This is a genomic window from Sphingorhabdus sp., from assembly GCF_046154385.1.
Lineage (GTDB): Bacteria > Pseudomonadota > Alphaproteobacteria > Sphingomonadales > Sphingomonadaceae > Sphingorhabdus_B.
The window spans coordinates 114,608-132,035 of sequence record NZ_JBJXFW010000045.1 but is presented as its reverse complement, the minus strand read 5'-3'; the positions used below and the strand labels follow the sequence as shown (position 1 = coordinate 132,035).

Annotated in this window: 16 protein-coding genes; 8 read left to right on the top strand and 8 right to left on the bottom strand. The window is 57.2% G+C overall.

Annotated features, from left to right (window positions below; genetic code table 11):
* Positions 1-31: 31 nt before the first annotated feature.
* Together ACKVOS_RS09185 and aspS are read right to left on the bottom strand one after the other, a co-directional pair.
* Positions 32-814: a polyphosphate kinase 2 family protein gene (locus tag ACKVOS_RS09185; RefSeq protein WP_409211709.1), complete on the bottom strand. Its 783-nt coding sequence runs from the start codon at positions 812-814 to the stop codon at positions 32-34.
* A 68-nt stretch (positions 815-882) separates the two neighbouring features.
* Entirely contained in the window at positions 883-2,667 is a 1,785-nt protein-coding gene (gene aspS / locus ACKVOS_RS09180) for an aspartate--tRNA ligase (protein ID WP_409211708.1), read from the bottom strand.
* Positions 2,668-2,762: 95 nt separating this feature from the next.
* On the opposite strand from aspS, the gene rnd reads away from it, so the two are divergent.
* Positions 2,763-3,947 (top strand): ribonuclease D, encoded by a 1,185-nt coding sequence (gene rnd, locus ACKVOS_RS09175; protein ID WP_409211707.1) that lies wholly within the window; start codon positions 2,763-2,765, stop codon positions 3,945-3,947.
* Entirely contained in the window at positions 3,944-4,255 is a 312-nt protein-coding gene (locus ACKVOS_RS09170; RefSeq protein WP_409211706.1) for an I78 family peptidase inhibitor, read from the top strand. The genes rnd and ACKVOS_RS09170 overlap by 4 nt, the downstream gene beginning before the upstream one ends.
* Before the next feature lie 217 nt (positions 4,256-4,472).
* On the opposite strand, the gene ACKVOS_RS09165 is transcribed toward ACKVOS_RS09170, so the two are convergent.
* Together ACKVOS_RS09165 and ACKVOS_RS09160 are read right to left on the bottom strand one after the other, a co-directional pair.
* Entirely contained in the window at positions 4,473-5,057 is a 585-nt protein-coding gene (locus ACKVOS_RS09165; protein WP_409211705.1) for an ATPase, read from the bottom strand.
* Positions 5,058-5,069: 12 nt separating this feature from the next.
* Complete coding sequence (locus ACKVOS_RS09160; protein ID WP_409211704.1) at positions 5,070-6,143, bottom strand: heavy-metal-associated domain-containing protein; 1,074 nt, start codon at positions 6,141-6,143, stop codon at positions 5,070-5,072.
* A 58-nt stretch (positions 6,144-6,201) separates the two neighbouring features.
* Between ACKVOS_RS09160 and purM the strand changes: the two genes are divergently transcribed.
* Both purM and purN read left to right on the top strand, forming a co-directional pair.
* Positions 6,202-7,308, top strand: coding sequence for a phosphoribosylformylglycinamidine cyclo-ligase (gene purM / locus ACKVOS_RS09155; protein WP_409211703.1), 1,107 nt, complete (start codon positions 6,202-6,204; stop codon positions 7,306-7,308).
* Positions 7,301-8,251 (top strand): phosphoribosylglycinamide formyltransferase, encoded by a 951-nt coding sequence (gene purN / locus ACKVOS_RS09150; RefSeq protein ID WP_409211702.1) that lies wholly within the window; start codon positions 7,301-7,303, stop codon positions 8,249-8,251. The genes purM and purN overlap by 8 nt, the downstream gene beginning before the upstream one ends.
* Before the next feature lie 423 nt (positions 8,252-8,674).
* Here purN and ndk read toward each other — a convergent pair whose 3' ends face one another.
* The 4 genes from ndk to ACKVOS_RS09130 form a co-directional block, all read right to left on the bottom strand.
* On the bottom strand, positions 8,675-9,097 hold the full coding sequence (gene ndk, locus ACKVOS_RS09145) for a nucleoside-diphosphate kinase (RefSeq protein WP_409211701.1): 423 nt from the start codon (positions 9,095-9,097) through the stop codon (positions 8,675-8,677).
* A gap of 91 nt (positions 9,098-9,188) precedes the next feature.
* Positions 9,189-9,698: a hypothetical protein gene (locus ACKVOS_RS09140; protein WP_409211700.1), complete on the bottom strand. Its 510-nt coding sequence runs from the start codon at positions 9,696-9,698 to the stop codon at positions 9,189-9,191.
* Positions 9,699-9,736: 38 nt separating this feature from the next.
* Complete coding sequence (locus ACKVOS_RS09135) at positions 9,737-10,174, bottom strand: DNA polymerase III subunit chi (protein ID WP_409211699.1); 438 nt, start codon at positions 10,172-10,174, stop codon at positions 9,737-9,739.
* An 88-nt stretch (positions 10,175-10,262) separates the two neighbouring features.
* Positions 10,263-11,720, bottom strand: a complete 1,458-nt coding sequence (locus tag ACKVOS_RS09130) for a leucyl aminopeptidase (RefSeq protein WP_409211698.1) — start codon at positions 11,718-11,720, stop codon at positions 10,263-10,265.
* Positions 11,721-11,899: 179 nt separating this feature from the next.
* On the opposite strand from ACKVOS_RS09130, the gene ACKVOS_RS09125 reads away from it, so the two are divergent.
* The 4 genes from ACKVOS_RS09125 (at position 11,900) to rsmA (ending at position 17,408) form a co-directional block, all read left to right on the top strand.
* Positions 11,900-14,131, top strand: a complete 2,232-nt coding sequence (locus ACKVOS_RS09125; RefSeq protein WP_409211697.1) for an LPS-assembly protein LptD — start codon at positions 11,900-11,902, stop codon at positions 14,129-14,131.
* A 102-nt stretch (positions 14,132-14,233) separates the two neighbouring features.
* Positions 14,234-15,574 carry a peptidylprolyl isomerase gene (locus tag ACKVOS_RS09120; protein WP_409211696.1) on the top strand — a complete coding sequence of 447 codons (1,341 nt, stop codon included), beginning with the start codon at positions 14,234-14,236 and terminating at the stop codon, positions 15,572-15,574.
* On the top strand, positions 15,574-16,587 hold the full coding sequence (gene pdxA, locus ACKVOS_RS09115; RefSeq protein ID WP_409211695.1) for a 4-hydroxythreonine-4-phosphate dehydrogenase PdxA: 1,014 nt from the start codon (positions 15,574-15,576) through the stop codon (positions 16,585-16,587). The genes ACKVOS_RS09120 and pdxA overlap by 1 nt, the downstream gene beginning before the upstream one ends.
* The gene (gene rsmA / locus ACKVOS_RS09110; RefSeq protein WP_409211694.1) at positions 16,584-17,408 is read left to right on the top strand and encodes a 16S rRNA (adenine(1518)-N(6)/adenine(1519)-N(6))-dimethyltransferase RsmA; all 825 of its coding nucleotides are present in this window, start codon (positions 16,584-16,586) and stop codon (positions 17,406-17,408) included. Before pdxA ends, rsmA begins: the two co-directional genes overlap by 4 nt.
* The last annotated feature ends 20 nt before the right edge of the window (positions 17,409-17,428 follow it).

The window sequence follows — 17,428 nt, the reverse complement described above, 5'->3', positions numbered from 1 at the left end:
TTGGAGAAGGGCAGCAGCGGTGAGGTTCCCCTCAATCCGTCTTATACCCCAATGTCGTTGTCGCCAACGCCATGATCCCTGCATCCACCTCGGGAAATTCCTGCGGAACGCTGGCTTCCAGTTCTTTTACCACATGGCTCAACACCGCTATGCGCGCCGCTTTTTGGTTATTGCCGTCAATCACGGTCCAGGGTGCCCAATGGGTGTCGGTGCGTTTGAACATATCTTTCATCGCGGCCAGATAGGCATCGCGCTTGGAGCGATTGCGAAAATCTTCCGCTGTTACTTTCCATCGCTTCGATGGATCGCTCAAACGCTCGGTTAACACTTTATCCTGTGTTGCCTGTGTAACATGCAGGAAAAACTTGATAATCTTTGTACCAATTTCACCTTGCCGCGATTCAAATTCGTTGATTTCGTCAAAACCGCGCCGCCATTCGGCTTCGCTGCAAAATCCCTCGACCCGTTCGACCAGAACGCGGCCATAATGGCTGCGGTCCCAGATGTTGATTTCCCGTTTGCCCGGCAATTTGTTCCAGAACCGCCACAGGAAATGCTTGTCCTTTTCCTCTGCAGTCGGGGCCGACACCGGATAGACTTGATAATAACGTGGATCGAGTGTTGCCGTCATCCGTTTGATTGCGCCGCCCTTGCCCGCGGCGTCCCAGCCTTCCATGACGATTAACGTGCGTGCACCGTGCAGGATGTGCAAAGATTGCAGTTCGGCAAGCCGGTCCTGAAGTGATTTCAGGCCTTCGTCATAGTCCCCGTCATATTTTTCACCGGACTCGAAATCGGAAAGGTCGGTAGCCATCGGCGCGGTTCAGCACCTTACGCCCGCCTAGACAAGGGCGTCAAAAAGCGCGTCCGATTTCGGGACAATCAGACCTTAGAAGGTTGCTCCACCACGCGGATGTGCAATTCGCGCAATTGTTTCGCCATGGCGGGCGACGGTGCGCCCATCAACAGGTCTTCGGCGCGCTGGTTCATCGGGAACAAAGTGATTTCGCGCAGGTTTTGCACGCCGCACAGCAACATCACCATACGGTCCACACCTGCCGCCATGCCGCCATGTGGCGGAGCGCCATATTGGAAAGCACGGTACATGCCGCCAAAACGTTCCTCGACATCGGCCTGCGTCAGACCGGTCAGTTCGAACGCCTTGACCATCAGGTCGGGATGCTGGTTCCGGATCGAGCCAGAGGCAAGTTCATAGCCGTTGCAGACCATGTCATATTGGAATGCCTTGATGGTCAACGGGTCCTGCGTTTCCAACGCTTCGAGGCCACCTTGCGGCATCGAGAACGGGTTGTGGGCAAAATCGACCTTCTTTTCCTCTTCGCTCCATTCGTAGAAGGGGAAATCGATAATCCAGCAGAAACGGAACGCATCCTTTTCAATCACGTCAAGCTGCTCGCCGGTGCGGGTGCGTGCGGCACCGGCCAGCTTTGCCGCCTGATCTTCCTTGCCAGCGGCAAAGAAGCAGCCGTCATCGGGGCCAAGGCCGATGGCCTCATACAGCGCCTTCATGCCCTCTTCGCCATGGTTTTTCGCGATAGGTCCACCAAATTCGCCGCCCTTGCGCGTCACATAGCCAAGGCCTGCATGGCCTTCGCTGCGCGCCCAGTCGTTCATGTCGTCGAAGAATTTGCGGCTCTTTTCCGCCGTGCCTGGCGCAGGGATAGCGCGCACGACGCCGCCGCCTTCAACGATGCGCTCGAACAGGCCAAAGCCGCTCTTGCGGAAATGCTCGGTCACATCATGGATGATGATGGGGTTGCGCAAATCAGGTTTGTCGGTGCCATAATCGAGCATCGCCTTCGAATAGGGAATGCGCGGGAATTCGCCTGCGGGTGTAACTTTTCTGCCATCGGCGAAGCTTTCAAACACGCCGGCCATGACGGGTTCCATCGTTTCCCAGACTTCCTCTTGCGTCACAAAGCTCATTTCGAGGTCGAGCTGGTAAAATTCACCGGGCAGACGGTCGGCGCGCGGGTCTTCGTCGCGGAAGCAGGGCGCAATCTGGAAATAGCGGTCAAAACCGGCAACCATCAGCAATTGCTTATATTGCTGTGGCGCCTGCGGCAGGGCGAAAAATGTGCCGGGGTGGATACGGCTGGGCACAAGGAAATCGCGCGCGCCTTCGGGGCTGGATGCGGTCAGGATCGGCGTCGAATATTCGGTGAAGCCGATATCTTCCATCCGGCGGCGGGTTTCGCGAATGATCTGCGTGCGCTTCACGATATTGGCGTGCAGCGTTTCGCGGCGCAGGTCGAGGAAGCGGTATTTCAGGCGCGTTTCTTCGGGATATTCCTGCTCACCTGCGATCGGCAGCGGCAATTCTTCGGACTTGCTTAAAATGGTCACGTCACGCGCAAACACTTCGATCTCGCCGGTGGGCAAGTTCGGGTTCACGGTCGAGTCGCTGCGTGCTTTTACGACGCCATCTATCGTGACAACGCTTTCAAGGCGCAGCCCTTCAAGAATAGGCAAAGCCGGACTATCACTGTCCGCCACAATCTGCGTCATGCCATAATGGTCGCGCAAATCTAAGAACAATACTCCGCCGTGATCCCGCTTGCGATGGACCCAGCCGGACAGACGGACGGTGTCCCCAACATTGGAAGCGCGAAGTTCGGCGCATTTGTGCGTGCGATAGGCGTGCATTGTTCACTCAATTCAAAAAAGCTGTGGAAAGCGCGCCTAACAACCTTGCAGCAACACTTTGTCAAGTCGGGAATGCCTGTTATGGCCAAAGCCACATGCAGATTCATCCACTCATCACCGACAGCAAACGCCTCGCCGAATTATGCGCGCGCCTTGGCCAATCCCCTTTTGTCGCGATCGATACCGAATTCATGCGGGAAAACACATATTATCCGGACCTTTGCCTGGTCCAGTTGGCAGACGCCAATGAAGCAGCGGCCGTCGATCCAAAGGCCGAAGGGCTGGATATGACCCCGATGCTCGAATTGCTGTGCAATAACGAAGATGTGCTCAAGATTTTCCATGCCGGTGGGCAGGATATCGAAATCTTCTTCAACCTGACGGGCAAGACACCGCACCCGATGTTCGACACGCAGATTGCGGCGATGGCGTTGGGGCAAGGCGAACAGATTGGCTATTCCAATCTGGTGGATCTTTGGATGGGCATCCAACTCGACAAGGGCGCCCGCTTTACCGACTGGTCGCGCCGACCGCTGGATAAGCGCCAGATTGACTATGCAATCGCCGATGTCACCCATTTATCCACCATTTTCCCGATGATGCTCGAAAAACTCAAGCTGACGGGTCGCGGAATGTGGCTGAATGACGAAATGGAACGGATATCGGACGCGGCCAACTATCGCAACGATCCCGAAAATGCCTGGAGCCGGATCAAGGTACAATCGCGCAAACCCGATGTGCTCGGCCGCTTGCAAGCGATGGCCGCGTGGCGAGAGAAAGAAGCGCAGCGCAAGAATATTCCGCGTGGTCGGATTATGAAGGATGAAACGCTTGCCGACATTGCGGCGCATCCCCCCAAGTCACAGGCGGATCTGCCCAAGGTACGCGGCCTGTCACCGGCATGGCGCGATAATGAGATTGGCGCGCGGCTGATTGCGGTTATCGAATCCAGCCAACCCATGGCACGCGACGCGCTGCCCGACCGGGGACGGGGCGCGCCGGGCGGTGGTAAAGACGGGTCGCTGGTTGCTGACCTGTTGAAACTGCTGCTTAAAATTCGGTCCCGGGAAATAAATGTGGCGCCGCGCCTGATTGTCCGCACAGAGGAACTGGAACGATTGGCCGCTGGCGAACGCGAGGGCCTCGAAATGCTAACGGGTTGGCGCTTTGAACAATTCGGTCGCGATGCGCTTGATCTGGTTGAAGGACGTTTGGCGTTTGCCGTCGTCAATGGTAAGCTGAAAATGACGCGCACCCATGAAGAGGATTTGCTGACATGAGACTTTATGTGCCCCTTGCCATATTGGCTTTATCGGCGTGTACCAACACAGCGCGCGAGGCACCCTATACGACCGAAATCATACCCGCGGAAAATGCTGGAGGCTTTGCCTGCGCCGCCGAATCGGTGCAATATGCCATTGGCCAGAAAACCAGTGTTGATCTGGGCAGCAAAATGGTCGCCCAAAGCGGTTCCGCAACGCTCCGCTGGCTTCCGCCCCATTCGATGACGACAATGGATTATCGCGCCGACCGGCTGAACGTGCATTATAATGAAGACATGATCATCACCCGCGTCAATTGCGGTTAGGTTTTTGGTCGAATTCTAAATTCACCGTCACCCTGGTAAATCCAACACCGTCACCCTGAACTTGTTTCAGGGTCCATAGGGCCGCGAACCTCTGCATTTCGGGTAACAGCGCCATGGTGCCGCTCGGTTGCGCTTCCAACTGGACTCGGGGGCAGCTTCAAAATGGACCCTGAAACAAGTTTAGGGTGACGGTGAAGATAACGGAATTTGTTTGTCGTTAAACTTCCAGAACCTTCTTGACCAAAGCCAGAGTGACCGGCGCATTTTGTGCCAGCGCCATGGCATTGGCGTTGCGCGCAAAGCCCTCAATAGCGGCATAGCTGCGTTCGATACGGCGCTTGACATAACTCAACGCATCAATGCCAATTGCTGCCCCGCGATCCGCCAGTTGCTTTTGCAACAATTGTTCGATCATTTCATCATCTGGCGGCGAAATTTCCAGCAATAACGCCGCGCCGACCCGTGATTGCAAGTCCGGCAATGTGATGTTCCAATCCGCCGGATGCCAACGCGAAATCAAAAGCAATGGCACCGAACTTTCCTGCGACCGGTTCCATGCATTAAACAGTGTTTCGGCCGCGCACGCCTCGGCATTGTCGATCACGGTCCCGCCCTGCCCTGAAAAATAGCGCGCCATCAAACTTTTGCCCGAACGAGGCGGACCTGTCAGGATGGCGCACCCCTTGGGCCAGCTCGCGCTGCTGCCAATTCCGGCAAAAGCAGTGGCATTTGACGGCGTGATAATCAAACTCGACGATGCACCGCCGCGCAATTCATCCAAAGGCAACGCTATTTGGCCCATATCGCTCTCGGCTTAGGGCCGCTGCTGCGCCGGTGTTGCTGGAACAGGAGCCGAAGCGGTTGGAGATTCGGGGACGATTGACCGCACAACATCATCCAGCGATTGTATCACCGGAGCCTCGATATTTGGATCAATTTCCGAAGACAGCAGTTCTTCTTCTTCGGTCTCCAGTTCCTCTTCTTCGACAACTTCTTTTTCAAGAACGAGCGACGCATCCGCACGCAGGCGGCCATCGGCCAGCGCGGTTTGGAAAAGCTGGTCCATACGCACCACGGCCTGATCCATCATCGCAGCTATGCCCGCACTGCTGCCCGTGCGTAACGTAAATGAACCCAGAAATTTGTTATCGGGACCATAGCGTGCCGAAAACCGGCCAACGACTGGACCACCGGGCCATTGCCGTTCGATCCGTGCGATGGGAATGATAACATCGGCGGCCCCGAATTGATCCAAAATCGTGCGCCACCATATACGGCTGCGCCGATCCATTTGCCCGGCGTTTAACAAAAGCGATTCGCCTCCGGCTCCGCTTGGACGGACATAATCCACACGACTGTCTGCGGTGCGAAACTTTGCCCAGCTTCTTTGCCATGATGTCCGCTGTTCAAACACCGTCGGCGCACCTGCGGAATATGTTACGGGAAGCAGCAGGAGCGGGGCTGACCGTTGTGTAATCCCGCTTACCCCCAACAACTGCCCTGCGCGTGCGCGATCAAACAACACACTCAGCTTTGCAACATAACGCCGGGGACCGGTTTGTTCATTTTCCACAACAATAGCGGCGACAATACCATCAAGCGTGGAATCCGAAAGCATTGCCCCGGCCGCACCGTGCGTCTTGCGCCAAAGCGCCGCCCACGCGAGCCGTTGCGCCTCTTCCCAGCCCTTTTGCCGTGCTTCGAAAGCATTTTTTCCAGATACATTGACCGAAACACCCGTGACCTCGAAATCACCGGTGCTGGCAATCGGCGCAATGCCACGCTTTGGCCCTTCGATCTGGGCAACAACTATTCCTCCGCCGATCAACGCCAGAGGCAGGCCGATCGCCGCAATTCCAAACCATTTTCCGCCCATTTTTAACATCATCCTGCCTTTAGGCGACATAGACGTGGAATTCCAACCCTGTTCTCGCTAACGGCGACAAATGGACGCAAAAGAACAGCAATCCGAATCCTACACTTATGCCAAGGCAGGTGTATCCATCGAAACCGGCAACGCACTGGTGCGCGCCATTGCGCCGCTGGCCAAGGCCACGCGCCGCGCCGGTGCAGACGCCGATCTCGGCGGATTTGGGGGCTTTTTCGATCTGAAAGCAGCAGGATTTAACGATCCCCTTTTGGTCGCCGCCAATGACGGCGTCGGCACCAAGCTGAAACTCGCCATCGAATCGGGCCGCCATGAAGGTGTCGGGATCGATCTTGTCGCGATGTGCGCCAATGATTTGATCGTCCAGGGCGCCGAACCTCTGTTCTTCCTCGATTATTACGCGACCGGCAAACTCGACAATGATGTCGCGACCGCCGTCGTCGCCAGCATCGCGGAAGGCTGCAAACAGGCTGGCTGCGCGCTGATCGGCGGCGAAACCGCTGAAATGCCGGGCATGTATAGCGAGGGCGATTATGACCTCGCCGGTTTCTGCGTCGGCGCGGTCGAGCGTGATCAGGTACTGACCGCCGACAAGGTTGCCGACGGCGATGTCATCCTCGGCCTCGCATCATCGGGTGTGCACAGCAACGGCTTCTCGCTTGTCCGCCGTCTTGCCGCCGACAAGGGCTGGAAACTCGACCGCCCGGCCCTTTTTGACCAAAATGTGCTGCTGATCGATGCGCTGATGGCGCCGACGCGCATCTATGTGAAATCGCTGTTGCCGCTCGTCCGCACCGGCAAGGTGCACGCCATGGCGCACATCACCGGCGGCGGTCTGCTGGAAAATATCCCCCGCGTCCTGCCCGCTGGCCTGCATGCGCATATCGACGCGGACGCATGGGAACAGCCACGCCTGATGGCCTTTTTGCAGGCACAGGGAAATATCGAGCCTGAGGAAATGGCCCGCACTTTCAACTGCGGCATCGGCATGGCCGTTGTGGTCGCGGCCACCGATGTGGCGGAAGTGATGGCGGCGATGGAAGCCGCAGGCGAAACCGCGTACCATATTGGCCATATCGCGGCAGGTGACAAAGGCTGCACGGTCAAAGGCAGCACCGAGACTTGGAGCGCCAAGGGTGGTTGGACCGCGACGCACCATGGCTAAGGCCAAAGTCGCCATCCTGATCTCAGGCAGCGGCACCAATATGGCCGCGTTGCTTTATGCCGCAAAGCACCCCGATTGTCCCTATGAAATCGTCCTGGTGGCCAGCAACAATCCCGACGCCGGTGGGCTGAAACTGGCGCAGGGCGAAGGCATCGCGACTTTTGCCCATGCGCACAAGGGAATGGACAGGGTAGCGCACGACGCCATCATGCATGCCAAGATCTTGGAATCGGGCGCAACGCACGTCGCTCTGGCCGGATATATGCGAATATTGAGCGAGACTTTTGTGGAGCAATGGGAAGGCAGGATGCTGAATATCCATCCGTCGCTCCTCCCTAAATATCAGGGTCTTCACACCCATCAACGGGCGCTCGATGCGGGCGACAAAGTGGCCGGATGCAGCGTGCATCTGGTCACGGCGGAACTGGATGGGGGTCCCGTGCTGGGCCAGACTGAAGTGGCAATTTTGCCGGACGACACGGCCTATACCCTTGCGGCCCGCGTTCTGTTTGCCGAACACCAGCTTTATAGCCGCACGCTGGCCGCTTTTGTATCGCGCGGCACCGACCCTGAATGGCTGGTCGGGCAAGTGCGCAAACGCGCGCTGGCGCAACCCGAAGCGGACGAGGTGTCCTCCCACGGCATGCCCTGTTTCGGCATTATCGGCGGCAAGAAATTCGCCTATGTGGCGATCAACCATCATGGCGACGGCCGAACCGCATTATTGGTGAAAATCAGCGGCGCGGAAGAACAGGCGATGCTGATCGACAGCGACGAAGACCGCTATTACCGCCCCGCCTATTTCGGCGATGGCTGGATCGGCATCCGGCTGGATCTGGGCGACACTGACTGGGACCACATCGCCGACTGGCTCGCCAAAAGCTGGCTGGCCGTCGCGCCAAAGAAGTTGACGAAGCTGATGGATGTGGCGGGGGAGTTTTAGTCTAACCAGCGCCAACATGACACCGTCAACGTCACCAATACCGACACCGTCACCGTCACCGTCACCCTGAACTTGTTTCAGGGTCCATCGGGAAGACGAATCCTGCATTCTAAGGGGAAGTGCCATGGTGCGTCACGGTTGCGCTTCCATCGAAGTTCGGGGGCTAACTTCAAAATGGACCCTGAAACAAGTTCAGGGTGACGAAGCGGTAGGCTTCAGGGCTACGGATGGTGTAATCTGAAGTTCGATGAACGCCCCCTCTCCAATTGGGAGAGGATACAGAGCCTTATGAGCGCAGCGAATTAGGCGGCGTTGGTGAGGGGGCGTGCCCTGTCGATAGGGCCGATCCCCTCACCCAGCTACAGCTAGGCAACAAGTTGCCAAGCTTGCGCAACCCTCTCCCTGTGGGAGAGGGAAGTCTGATCAACCGACAATTTCTTCCGGCTTGAAGAAGTAAGCGATTTCAATCGCTGCATTCTCGTCGCTGTCCGAACCGTGGACCGTGTTGGCTTCGATGCTTTCGGCCAGTTCCTTGCGGATCGTGCCGGGTTCGGCGTTGGCAGGGTTGGTCGCGCCCATGATGTCGCGGTTGCGTTGCATGGCGTTTTCGCCTTCCAGAACCTGCACGACAACGGGGCCGCTGATCATGAAATCAACCAGTTCGCCGAAGAAAGGGCGCTCTTTGTGGACGGCGTAGAAGCCTTCGGCCTGTTCGCGGGTCATGTGGATGCGCTTGGAAGCAACGACGCGCAGGCCGGCTTCTTCCAGCATCTTGGTGACCGCACCGGTCAGGTTACGGCGGGTTGCGTCGGGCTTGATGATCGAAAAGGTGCGGGTGGCCGCCATGGGAGATGCTCCTGATAATTATGGGTGAAAAACTGGCGCGCCTCTACCCGTTGCAGCGCGACGTGGCAAGGGTTGTGATGGCGGCGCGGCTTCAGTTCTTTGCGCCACCCATGATGACGGCCGCCGTACCCTCGCCTTCACTGGGCGAGGCCGTAATCACCAAAGTCTCGCCGCCTTTTCCTTCGGCGGAAAAGCTGGCCATATCATTGGCCGACGACGTGGTCTTGATTGCGTACCCGCGCTTGGCAGCTTCTGCCTTGTAAAAATCGATAACTTTGGCAGCCGGGTCCTTGGTCATAACGGTGGCCATGCCACCCTGCTCGCCCTTGCCGTCTCCTCCGGTAAAGGTGCCCTTCACTTCGCCGCCCGGATAGACAGGCATATCGAGGGGAAGTTTCTGGCCCGAAGCCGCATCGCCGAAGGTAATCTTGCCCTCGCCATCCTTGCCTTCGAACGTGATAGTCCCGCTTTCGGAGCCATTATCGGTGTCGGAGGTGATCTTGATTTCCCCACCATCGGCGGTGGTAACAGTGGTCGTTTCGTCCTTGCTTCCGCAAGCGGTCAGCGCCAGCAGCGCGGCAAAAGGGATAAGGTATCGCATATTTTCCTCCAAAAAGTGCAATGCGACCTATCATAAAATCAGGGGCCCTGCACCCATTTGCCGCCATCCTGTTTCCAATAACGGCGCTCGACATCGTCGCGGTTGGCAAGCGCGCGCCAGGCGGTGCGGGCATTGTCGGTGTGGCTGGGCGGAAACAAGTAGAAAATGCGGTCAAAACCCAAAGCCTCGTCGCGCCATTCGCCATCGGCCAGCGCGACAAAACGCGCGCCATTGGCTGCATCTGGCGTGGCGGAGAGCAGGATGGGCTGTAACGCATCGTCCCCGTCGCCTGCCTTTGCATGGGCAAGGAAGCTGTCAGGCTTCGCAATCCACAGCGCGGTCGACAGCCGATCCAGTTGATCCCCTTCCCCGCTAACCACCAGCATCCGCCCGTCCCCGTCCAACACACGCTGGGCGAGAACGGGAATCACCTTTTCGGCAGGGTCACGGGTCAGCTGGTAAAAATCTACTTGCACTTGCTCCCCTCCCGCTTGCGGGAAGGTCAGTCTCGCCTTCCGCCACAGTCACCCTCCCCTTACCCCTCCCGCAAGCGGGAGGGGAACTTTAGCCTTCGAAATTATCGGCCACAAAGCGGTCGAGCAGGCGCACGCCGAAACCGGTCGCGCCCTTGTCCCAGACGGCACCGGGCTTGTCCGCCCAGACCGTACCGGCGATGTCGAGATGCGCCCATTTCACGCCATCCTTGATGAAACGCTGCAGGAACTGGGCCGCGGTGATCGAGCCTGCGCCCTTGCCGCCGATATTCTTCATATCGGCAATGGGGCTGTCGATCATCTTGTCATAGGCCTTCGACAGAGGGAAGCGCCACAGCGGGTCGCCCGAGGCCTTGCCTGCGGCGGACAGCTTGTCGGCAAGACCATCGTCGTTGGTGAACATACCGGCATATTCGCTGCCCAGCGAAACGATGATCGCACCCGTCAGGGTCGCGAGATCGACGATATATTCGGGGTTATAGGTTTCCTGCGTCCAATGAAGCGCGTCGCACAGAACCAGCCTGCCTTCGGCATCGGTGTTGATGACTTCAATCGTTTGCCCTGACATGGACGTTACGACATCGCCCGGCCGCTGGGCATTGCCATCGGGCATATTTTCGACAAGTCCGCAGATGCCGACGACATGGGCCTTAGCTTTGCGTCCGGCGAGCGCCTTCATCACGCCTGCAACGGCACCTGCGCCGCCCATATCCCATTTCATGTCTTCCATGCCGGCAGCAGGCTTGATCGAAATGCCGCCGGTGTCAAAAGTTACGCCCTTGCCGACAAAAGCAAGCGGCCGTTCCTGTTTGCCGCCGGTTCCGTCCCACTTCATCGCAAGCAACCGGGCGGGACGACGCGAACCTTGCGCCACGCCCAACAATGCACCCATACCGAGTTCTGCCATTTGCGCGTCATCAAGCACGGTGATTTCCACACCAAGATCCGCCAGATGCTTGCACCGTTCCACAAAGCTTTCGGGGTAGATGATATTGGCAGGTTCCGTGACCAGTTCCTTGGTCAGTGCCACGCCATCGGCGATAGCTTGGTACGTTACCCACAAACCGGACGCTTCGGCTGGCGCGCCGCAGACTGTCAGCTGCTCCACCGATGGCCGCGATGTTTCGGGAAGCTTCGTGCGATATTTATCCATCCGCCAATTGCGCAAAGCCGCCCCATAGGCCGCCTCGGCAGAAGCTTTCGCCGACAGGTTTTCGGCATGAATGGCAATATGTTTGGCACCCGACGTCTGCACCTTGGCAATTATTTCACCGCCCGCTTTTTGATAATCGCCCGCGTCGCCGTCGGCTACACCCAGCAACACGATCCGAACCAATTTGCCGGCTTCGCTGGCGATCAGCAGGAAACTTTGCCCGATGTCGCCCTTGAAACGGGCAAGTTTTGCCGTGTCGTGCACCATTTGTGCATTTTCGAGCGGAAACACGAATCCTTCAAAACTGCTTTTTGTAACAATGAACGCAAGCACATCTGCTGCTTCCGGTCGTGTTGCGGCGAATTCTATCTTCATGAAAATGGTCAGCCTTTCCGCTGTGCGTTATAATATGGCGATTGCTATAGGCCCAATTGCGCGCGCTATTAAAGCAAAAGATACGCTTGGTTTGCGCGCCGTTAACCGCATATACAGCGATAGGGCGCAAGATGGGTGGACCTGAGCTTAGAGCGGCGATAAAGGACAAGCCGGTTTTTATGAATATCCCAGCCTTCCGGCCTTCCTCTTTCCAGCTTTTGTTGGCGCTGTTGCTGATTGGCGGCACCTCTGCGCCATCGACGGCGTCGGCTCAGGGCGACACCCCTGCATCCAAAAATTCGGCCGAAGGGGACGATATCGGGTTTTCCGCCGCATCAGTCGAATATGATTCGAATACCGAAGTCGTGACCGCAAAAGGCGATGTTGTGGTCAATCGCGACGGTTACACATTACGTGCCGACACGATCATCTGGAACCGCAAAACGGGCGACGTATCGGCCGAAGGCAATATCCGCTCCATCGGACCCGACGGCGACGTCGCATATGGGGACAAGATATCGGTCACAGACAGCTTGAAAGACGGCGTGGTTGACAATCTGCTTGTCGTACTTGCCGATGAGAGCCGGCTGGCGGCAAAGAAAGGCGCCCGCAACGACGGTGTCTATTCCCTAGATTTTGCGGCATACACCGCGTGCAAAGTGCAAAGGCCCGACGGCTGCCCCAAAGAACCAAGCTGGGAAGTGAAGGCGGTTAAGGTTGTATACGACCCCGCCAAAAAGCGCGTCAAATATGAAGGTGCGCGGATCGAGCTATTCGGATTGCCAATATTGCCTTTACCGCTTTTGTCACACCCCGTCGACACAAAGGCGGGCAGCGGTTTTCTTGTGCCCAGTATTGGATTTTCCCGCAATAACGGCCTAGAGTTCGAACAATCCTATTATTGGCGCATTTCCCAAAATCGCGATTTGACGGGGGCGATTACGGCCTTTTCCGACGCCGCGCCGCTTGGACAAGTCAAATTGCGTTCTCTGGAAAAAAAGGGCGCTTTCGAAGTTTCGGTTTACGGAACGTACAGCAACCGGATTGACACGAGCGGCGCCGTCATCCCGACCGGCAACAATGTATTTCGCGGATATGTCGAAGGTTCTGGCCGGTTCCAGCTCGATCCCAACTGGTCCATTTCGGCGTCGGGCCGTCGGGCGTCCGACCGGACGTTCCTGCGCCGTTATGATATCAGCCGCGACGACCGTCTGCGATCCACTTTTGCGGCAGAGCGCATCGACAGCGACAGCTATTTTTCCCTTGCAGGCTGGGCCGTGCAAACATTGCGAACCGGCGACAATCAGGGCCTTTCGCCGATTGCGTTGCCGGAAATTGATTATCGCCGTCGTATCAACGACTCCCTGTTTGGCGGTAAAATCAACATACAGGCGAACAGCCTGGCGATTGGCCGCACCGAAGGGCAAGATACGCAACGCGCTTTCGGCTCGGTAAAATGGGACCTGCGTAAATTAACAGGGCTTGGCCAGGAAATCGCGTTCACCGCGCTTGCCCGTGGGGATGTTTACCACAGCGACGAAAATGCCAGTACAGCAACCATTATCTATCGCGGCCAAAGCGGCTGGCAAGGACGCGCAATCGTCGCTGGTGCGACCGACATCAAATGGCCTTTTGTCGGCAAGGCATTTGGCGGAACCCAGATATTCACGCCGCGGGTACAATTGGTTGCCGCGCCTTCTGTCAAAAATCTGAAAATTCCAAACGAGGACTCACGGGCCGTCGAACTGGAAGACAGCAACCTGTTCGCTTTGAACCGTTTTCCGGGTTACGACCGGTTCGAAGATGATTATCGCGTCACTTATGGATTTGATTGGGCGCTGCGTAAAACCAACTTCACCGCGGACATAAATATCGGTCAGAGTTACCGACTGTCTAACCGTGCCTCGATCTTTCCCGACGGAACCGGACTTTCCGACAAGGTTTCCGATATCGTAGGCCGCAGTGAATTCCGCTTCAAAGACATCGTAAAGCTGACCCACCGGTTTCGTCTAGACAAGGACAATCTGGCAATTCGCCGGAACGAGGTGGACGCCACGATCGGTTCGCGCGGCACTTATGTGCAAGCAGGCTATCTGAAGCTGAACCGCAACATCGGGCCGACGGTAGAAGATCTTTCAGACCGGGAGGAAATTCGCCTTGCGGGGCGCGTTCGAGTGGCGCGATACTGGTCGGTTTTTGGTTCAACTATTATCGATTTGACCGACACGACCGAAGATACAACCACTCTGGCAGACGGTTTTGACCCCATCCGGCACCGTTTGGGCGTGGCGTATGACGACGACTGCCTATCGCTCAGCCTGACTTGGCGACGCGATTACCAACCAACAGGTGACGCGCGGCGTGGTAACAGTTTCCTGTTCCGGCTGGCATTTCGCAATCTGGGTGTGTAAGGCCCTTTGGCGTGGGGGTCAGGTCCGGTTTTGCTCATCTGCGGTTCAGCAGGTTCTGGCTATTTCCCAATCTTGTTTTGATTTAGTACTGGATTGACATCAATGAAGTTTTCCAAGCGCCTTTCCGTTGTTGCCTTGCTTGTGTCCGCTTCGGCATTGACACCAACGATAGCGCAAACCGTTGCTGACGAAAGCGCACCCGAAGCTCGGCTCGACATTCCTGATGGCCAGACATTGTTCGGCAAAAACGATCCCAACGTGCGCCGTGCGACGGCTCAGGTGAATGGCGAAATCATCACAGGGACGGATATAGACCACCGTCTGGCGTTGATCGTCGCGGCAAACAATAACCAGTTGCCACCCGAAGAAGTCGCCCGTTTTCGCGCGCAAATTTTGACGAATCTGATCGACGAAACTCTCCAAATACAAGAAGCGGCTGCGAACGAAATCGAAGTCACCGAAGGCGAGGTAAACCAATATTTCAGCCGCGTAGCGCAACAGAATTTCAGTCGCCCCGCGAATGAAGTCGAACAATATCTGATTTCCATCGGATCATCGGTCGCCACATTGAAGCGCCAGATAAAGGGCGAATTGTCGTGGAGCCGCTTGCTATCACGCAATGTGCGGCCTTCGGCCAACGTCAGCGATGATGAGGTAAACGCAATCATCGAACGGATCAAATCAACCAAAGGCACAACCGAATATCGGTTGGGCGAAATCTATCTTTCGGCCACGCCCGAGACAATGGACGCCGTTACAGAGAACGCAAAAAAGATCATCGATCAACTGCGGCAGGGCGGCAATTTCGTCGCCTACGCCCGGCAGTTTTCAGAAGCATCGACAGCGTCGGTTGGGGGTGATTTGGGCTGGCTGTCACTCGCGCAGTTGCCTGCTTCACTTGCTTCTGCCGCAACGGAATTGGGGACGAACGAAATTCGGGCGGTGGTATCACCCGGCGGGATTTCGATTTTACTGCTGATCGACAAACGCCAGGTTGCGACATCCGACCCGCGCGATTCTGTGCTGAGCCTCAAACAAATCGCCATCAACTTTCCGGCCGGAACAAAAGAAGCCGAAGTGGCGCCTTTGGTAAAGCAATTCAGCGAAGAGACGCGGAATATTTCCGGCTGCGGTGCCGCTGATGAAATGGCACGAAAATTGGGCGCTGATGTCGTCAATCGCGATGGTATTAAAGTCCGTGACCTTCCCGCCCCCCTCCAGCAGGTCATGCTGGAATTGCAGATCGGGCAATCAACCCCGCCTTATGGCTCGCTCGAAGATGGTGTGCGCGTGTTCGTCATGTGCGGACGCGATGCTCCGCAAGAAGCGGCTTCGGAATCCTTTGACGAAATCATGTCGCGGCTTGAGGAAGAACGGGTCAACAAACGGGCGCGCATCTATCTGCGCGACCTTCGCCGTGATGCCGTTATCGAATATAATTGATGTCCAGCGCCAGACTTGACTTGCCCTTGGCAATTTCGGTCGGCGACCCAGCAGGCATCGGACCGGAAATAATCGGCAAAGCATGGGCCGCCCGAAAAAGCGCAGGACTTCCGCCATTTTTCGCGATTGGCGATATTGGAAGTTTTGCACCGCATTGGGATGGCCCGGTTATAAAAATCGACGATCCCGCAGATAGTTTCGCGCACTTTGATACCGCGTTGCCGGTCATCCAATTGCACAATTGTATCTCGGTCATACCAGGGCAACCCGATCTGGATGGCGCGCATTGCGCCTATCAGGCGCTGGAAATAGCCATCGGCTTTGCCCGTGCGGGAAGCGCCGCCGCACTGGTCACTGGACCGGTTTCCAAGACCCAGCTTTACGCCGTCGGTTTCACCCATCCCGGACAGACCGAATTTATCGCCGAACGCTGCGGCGTGTCCAAGAATAACGCCGTCATGATGCTCGCCGGACCTGACCTGCGCGTAGTGCCCATGACAACCCATATCCCGCTCGCATCGGTCGCCTCCAAGCTGGACGGGCGACTGATCCGCCAACGGCTGCGCGCCACGGCCAAGGGGCTGCAGCGCAATTTTGGCATCGAAAAGCCGCGTTTGGCAGTCGCAGGGTTCAACCCCCATGCGGGCGAATCGGGCAATATGGGGCGCGAAGAAATCGACATATTTGGGCCTGCAATCGCACAAATTCGCGGCGAAGGCTTTGATGTTGTGGGTCCCTTGTCCGCCGATACGATGTTCCATGCCGAGGCACGATCGCATTATGATGCTGCGTTGTGTGCTTACCACGACCAGGCGTTAATTCCTCTCAAAACGCTCTATTTCCATGATGCCGTCAACATAACACTTGGTCTTCCGGTGGTACGCACATCGCCCGATCATGGAACCGCTTTTGGCATTGCCGGGCAAAATATCGCTATGCCCAATTCCATGATCGCAGCCATCAAAATGGCAGAAATGGCGGCGTTGAATCGCCAAGCCGTCGACGCGGGATGACTCAACCATCCTTGCCTCCGCTTCGGGACGTTATTGCCCGTCATGGGCTTTCCGCGAGCAAGGCATTAGGCCAGAATTTCCTGTTCGACGAACAATTGCTCGACCGCATTGCCGCCATCCCCGGATCGCTCAAGGGACAGAATGTCTATGAAGTCGGCCCCGGCCCCGGTGGCCTGACCCGCGCATTGCTGCGCGCCGGCGCCAATGTGCTGGCGGTCGAACGCGACCATCGCTGCCTACCCGCGCTCGCCGAATTGGCGGAGGCGTTTCCCGGACAGTTGAGGGTGATCGAGGGCGACGCCCTGAAAATTGATCCGGCCAAGGAAATAGGCGGACCGTTCCATATCCTGTCCAACCTGCCTTATAATGTGGGCACCGCGCTTGCTGTGGGCTGGCTTGGCGGCGACACATGGCCGCCCGAATGGCAATCGCTGACCCTGATGTTCCAGCGCGAAGTCGCTGACAGGATTGTGGCACCTGCGGCAAGCGATGCTTATGGGCGGCTGGCCATATTGGCGCAGTGGCGTTCGCACGCAAAGATCGCGATGCCCGTCCACCGCTCCGCCTTTACGCCCCCGCCAAAAGTCATGTCGGCCGTCGTGCACATCACCCCCGGCGAAGCGCCCGACGGGGTCAAAATGACCGTGCTGGAAAAGCTGACTGCAGCCGCATTCGGGCAACGGCGTAAAATGCTGCGGCAAAGCCTGAAGGCTGTGCCCCGCGCATTGGATGCGCTGGAGAAAGCCGGGATCGCGGCGGACCGGCGGCCGGAAACGGTGACGATCCCCGAATGGTGCGAACTGGCGCGGCATTTGGGGTAACACCAGCGTCCAAGGCTCAT

Bases quoted from the DNA above. Each gene is read 5' to 3' on its own strand.
- ACKVOS_RS09185 (WP_409211709.1), bottom strand. From the start codon at position 814: ATGGCTACCGACCTTTCCGATTTCGAGTCCGGTGAAAAATATGACGGG.
- aspS (WP_409211708.1), bottom strand. From the start codon at position 2,667: ATGCACGCCTATCGCACGCACAAATGCGCCGAACTTCGCGCTTCCAAT.
- rnd (WP_409211707.1), top strand. From the start codon at position 2,763: ATGCAGATTCATCCACTCATCACCGACAGCAAACGCCTCGCCGAATTA.
- ACKVOS_RS09170 (WP_409211706.1), top strand. From the start codon at position 3,944: ATGAGACTTTATGTGCCCCTTGCCATATTGGCTTTATCGGCGTGTACC.
- ACKVOS_RS09165 (WP_409211705.1), bottom strand. From the start codon at position 5,057: ATGGGCCAAATAGCGTTGCCTTTGGATGAATTGCGCGGCGGTGCATCG.
- ACKVOS_RS09160 (WP_409211704.1), bottom strand. From the start codon at position 6,143: ATGATGTTAAAAATGGGCGGAAAATGGTTTGGAATTGCGGCGATCGGC.
- purM (WP_409211703.1), top strand. From the start codon at position 6,202: ATGGACGCAAAAGAACAGCAATCCGAATCCTACACTTATGCCAAGGCA.
- purN (WP_409211702.1), top strand. From the start codon at position 7,301: ATGGCTAAGGCCAAAGTCGCCATCCTGATCTCAGGCAGCGGCACCAAT.
- ndk (WP_409211701.1), bottom strand. From the start codon at position 9,097: ATGGCGGCCACCCGCACCTTTTCGATCATCAAGCCCGACGCAACCCGC.
- ACKVOS_RS09140 (WP_409211700.1), bottom strand. From the start codon at position 9,698: ATGCGATACCTTATCCCTTTTGCCGCGCTGCTGGCGCTGACCGCTTGC.
- ACKVOS_RS09130 (WP_409211698.1), bottom strand. From the start codon at position 11,720: ATGAAGATAGAATTCGCCGCAACACGACCGGAAGCAGCAGATGTGCTT.
- ACKVOS_RS09125 (WP_409211697.1), top strand. From the start codon at position 11,900: ATGAATATCCCAGCCTTCCGGCCTTCCTCTTTCCAGCTTTTGTTGGCG.
- ACKVOS_RS09120 (WP_409211696.1), top strand. From the start codon at position 14,234: ATGAAGTTTTCCAAGCGCCTTTCCGTTGTTGCCTTGCTTGTGTCCGCT.
- pdxA (WP_409211695.1), top strand. From the start codon at position 15,574: ATGTCCAGCGCCAGACTTGACTTGCCCTTGGCAATTTCGGTCGGCGAC.
- rsmA (WP_409211694.1), top strand. From the start codon at position 16,584: ATGACTCAACCATCCTTGCCTCCGCTTCGGGACGTTATTGCCCGTCAT.